Raw genomic sequence first — 3,721 nt, forward strand, 5'->3', positions numbered from 1 at the left:
GCCGGCGGCCTTTGGGCGCGCGAGGTCGGCCGCATGGTCGGGCTCGAACTGCCGGTGCTGGCCATGGAGCACATGTACCTGATCACCGAAGACATGCCGGAGGTCGCCGACTGGAACAAGAAGACCGGCGCTGAGATCATGCACGCGGTCGATTTCGATGGCGAGTTGTACCTGCGCCAGGAACGCGGCGGCATGCTGATGGGCACCTATGAAAAGGCCAACAAGCCCTGGTCGGAATTCCAGACTCCATGGAATTTCGGCCATGAATTGCTGGAGCCGGACATCGACCGCATCGCGCCGTCGCTGGAGGTCGGCTTCCGCCACTTCCCCGCCTTCCAGAAGACCGGCATCAAGCAGATCATCAACGGCCCCTTCACCTTCGCGCCAGACGGCAATCCGCTGGTCGGTCCGGTGCGTGGCCTGCCGGGCTTCTGGGTCGCCTGCGGTGTGATGGCGGGTTTCAGCCAGGGTGGCGGCGTTGGGCTGGCGCTTTCCAACTGGATGATCGAGGGCGATCCGGGCGCCGACATCTGGGCGATGGACGTTGCGCGCTACGGCGACTGGGCGACGATGGCCTACACCAATGCCAAGGTGCGCGAGAATTATTCACGGCGCTTCTCGATCCGCTTCCCCAATGAGGAATTGCCAGCCGGACGACCGCTCAAGACCACGCCGGTCTATGACACGCTGTCGGCCAAGGGGGCGCAATGGGGCGTCGCCTATGGACTGGAAGTGCCGCTCTGGTATGCGCCCGAGGGCGTCAAGGACGAATTCTCCTGGCGGCGCTCGAGCGACTTCGACCATGTCGGGAAGGAAGTGGCCGCCGTGCGCAACGGCGTCGGCCTGTCCGAGATCTCGAGCTTCGCCAAGTACAAGGTGACGGGCGAGGGAGCCGCGGCCTGGCTTGACCGCGTGCTTGCCTGCAAGCTGCCCAAGCCCGGCCGCATGGCGCTGGCGCCGATGCTCAAGGAAGACGGCAAGCTGATCGGCGACTTCACGCTCGCCAATATCGGCGACGGCGAATGGTTCATCGCCGGCTCCGGCGTCGCCGAGCAGTACCATATGCGCTGGTTCGAGGCGCATCTGCCGGACGACGGCTCGGTCCGCATCGAGGCGCTGGGGCAGAAGCTCACCGGTCTCGCCATCGCCGGCCCGAAGGCGAGGGAGGTGCTCGCCAAGGTCACCCGCGCGGACGTCTCCAACGCGGCGTTCCCGTTCATGGCGGTGGCCAGGATCGATATCGGCATGGCGCCCTGCCTTGTCGGCCGCGTCAGCTACACGGGCGATCTTGGTTACGAGATCTGGGTGGCGCCGGAGTACCAGCGCGCGGCGTATCAGGCCCTCATGGCGGCAGGCGAGGAGTTTGGCATCGGCCTGTTCGGCTCGCGCGCGCTTAACGCGCTGAGGCTCGAAAAGAACTACGGCTCCTGGGCGCGCGAGTACCGGCCGATCTATGGGCCGCTCGAGGCGGGGCTCGACCGTTTCGTCGCCTATGGCAAGGAAGCCGATTTCATCGGCAAGGAAGCTGCGCTTGCTGAACGCAAGCAAGGCGGCAAGCTCAGGCTGCGCGCCTTCATCGTCGACGCCACCGATGCGGATGTCATCGGCGACGAGGCGATCTGGCATGATGGGGGGGTGCGCGGCTGGGTCACCTCGGGCGGGTATGCGCATAATTCCGGGAAGTCGGTCGCCATGGGCTATGTGCCGAAGGAGATTGCCGACAGGCCGGACGGTTTCGAGATCGAGATATTGGGCAAACGCCACAAGGCGCGCATCCAGTCCGTGCCGCTGTTCGATGCCAATTTCGAGCGGATGCGCGCCTGAAGGCAGGCGCGTCCCGTCATCAGGCTTTGGCGCTATCGCGATTGTCCAGTGCGAAGGCGCCAGGGCCGGCGAAGAACAGATAGAGGAAGATGAAGCAGAACAGTATGGCCGCGTCGCCGCTGTTGTTGACCGGGAAGAAGTTGCGCGGCATGTGCGCCATGAAATAGGCGATCGCCATCTCGCCGCAGAGCAGGAAAGCCACTGGGCGTGTGAGCAGCCCCATCGCCAGCAGGATGCCGCCGGCGAATTCTAGAATGCCGGCGGTCAGCGAGAGCCCGCTGAGGGCGTGGGGTTGGGCGCTGAAGGGAAAATTGAACAGCTTCTGGCTGCCGTGCTCGATGAACTGCAACGCAGTCATGATGCGCAGCACGCCAAGCGCCTGCGGTCGATACTGGGAGAGGCCTTCTAAAAGCTTCATCTAATACTCCATTTTACCCCTCCAGACCGGCCATAAATTATTGACCCGCCAGGGACCACTCACTTCCCACGGCTTGTTATCAACAATCGGTGAGTGGAAATGGTTTCAGCTCTCACAATTATTCTCGCAATGGTTGCAGATTTATCTCTTTGGTTGTATTGATGTGGGCGCGCCAACCATGCGAGTTCCTACGCAATGAAAAAAATCGTCATCAGCCTGTTCGCAATCCTTGCCGGCACTAGCTTCGCCATAGCCGCCGACGCCGGTTGTGATGCCTTCAAATGGCCGGTCTCACGCGAGCAGGCCCTGTTTCCGGCGGCGCCTCCAGCGCAGTCCGGCGCTACCCTTACCGTCGGGCAAGCGGTGGATTTCTCGCTCGCAGCGGTCGACACGATCAGCTTTGAGGTGTCGCCCGAACACGCGCCCGCAGCCGGTACGTTCGGGGCCACGGCCAGCGTGACCGTGCCACCTGAAGGCGAGCTCCAGTTCACCCTGTCCGATGAGGCCTGGATCGATGTCGTGCAGGACGGCCATTCCGTGAAGTCGACGGGTTTCAGCGGAGTGAAGACCTGCCCTGGCATTCGCAAAAGCGTGCGCTTCAAGCTGTCCGGCGGTCAGGCCATCGTTCAGCTCAGCGGCGCGAAGAAGGCCGACCTCAAAGTGGCGGTGCTGACGCCGGAATGATCCGGCGCCAGCCAGTGGTAGCAATCGGTCGGCCTACTTGACCGGAGCCAGCAGCGCAAAATGCGCGCCCTGAGGATCCTGGCACTGGACGATCCACTGGGCGCTCGGCACTTCCATTGGCCCCATCAGCACCTTTCCGCCATTGTCGGTGACGCGCTTTGAGGCGGCGTCGATGGCGTCGACATTGAAGTAGAACTGCCAGGCCGGCACCGGGACCTGCGGCGGCTTGTTCATCATGCCGCCGACCGGTTCGCCGCCGAAGCCGAAGAGCTGGTAGATGCCCATCTCGCCCATGTCGAACTCGTCGCCCTTGGTCCAGCCGAACTGCTCGCCATAGAATGCGAGCGCGGCCCGCCAGTCCGACGTGTAGAGCTCGTGCCAGCCGATATGTCCAAGCGTGTTGGCCGGGACCGGCGGTTGATCCGGCTGGTTTGGCTCCAGGAACATGAAGGTCGCACCTTGCGGGTCGGCGACGACGGCGAAACGGCCGACACCCGGGATATCGTCCGGGGCGCGATGGACGCCGCCGCCTGCTTCCTTCAGCGCCTGCGTCGAGGCGTCGATATCCTTGGTATGGATATAGCCGATCCAGGCTGGCGGCATGCCCATCTTGGCGGCGTCTTCCGGCAAGGTCATCAGCCCGCCGACGCCACGAACGGCGGAATTCACGACGATATAGCGCGGCATGCCGGGCGCCTTGTCGAAGGGCTCGGCCTTCCAGCCGACGACGGCGGTGTAGAAGGCCTCGGCGGCGTCGAGGTCGGTGGTCATCAGTTCGTACCAGAAGAAGGGTTT

General features: G+C 63.6%; 4 protein-coding genes. 2 read left to right on the plus strand and 2 right to left on the minus strand.

Annotated elements, in window-relative coordinates; genetic code table 11:
• The coding region (locus tag Q0L57_RS07970) for an FAD-dependent oxidoreductase (RefSeq protein WP_296740705.1) at positions 1 to 1,824 on the plus strand (1,824 nt) is incomplete at its 5' end.
• Between the two features lie 19 nt (positions 1,825 to 1,843).
• On the opposite strand, the gene Q0L57_RS07975 is transcribed toward Q0L57_RS07970, so the two are convergent.
• A complete protein-coding gene (locus Q0L57_RS07975) occupies positions 1,844 to 2,242 on the minus strand; it encodes a DoxX family protein (protein WP_296740707.1) in 399 nt (132 codons plus the stop codon).
• Between the two features lie 195 nt (positions 2,243 to 2,437).
• Here Q0L57_RS07975 and Q0L57_RS07980 point away from each other — a divergent pair, with 195 nt between their 5' ends.
• Positions 2,438 to 2,926 (plus strand): hypothetical protein, encoded by a 489-nt coding sequence (locus Q0L57_RS07980; protein WP_296740710.1) that lies wholly within the window; start codon positions 2,438 to 2,440, stop codon positions 2,924 to 2,926.
• Positions 2,927 to 2,959: 33 nt separating this feature from the next.
• Here the strand turns inward: Q0L57_RS07980 and Q0L57_RS07985 are convergent.
• Positions 2,960 to 3,721: VOC family protein (locus Q0L57_RS07985; RefSeq protein ID WP_296740712.1), on the minus strand; the 762-nt coding region annotated here is incomplete at its 5' end.

It is taken from the genome of Mesorhizobium sp. (genome assembly GCF_024509055.1).
GTDB lineage: Bacteria > Pseudomonadota > Alphaproteobacteria > Rhizobiales > Rhizobiaceae > Mesorhizobium.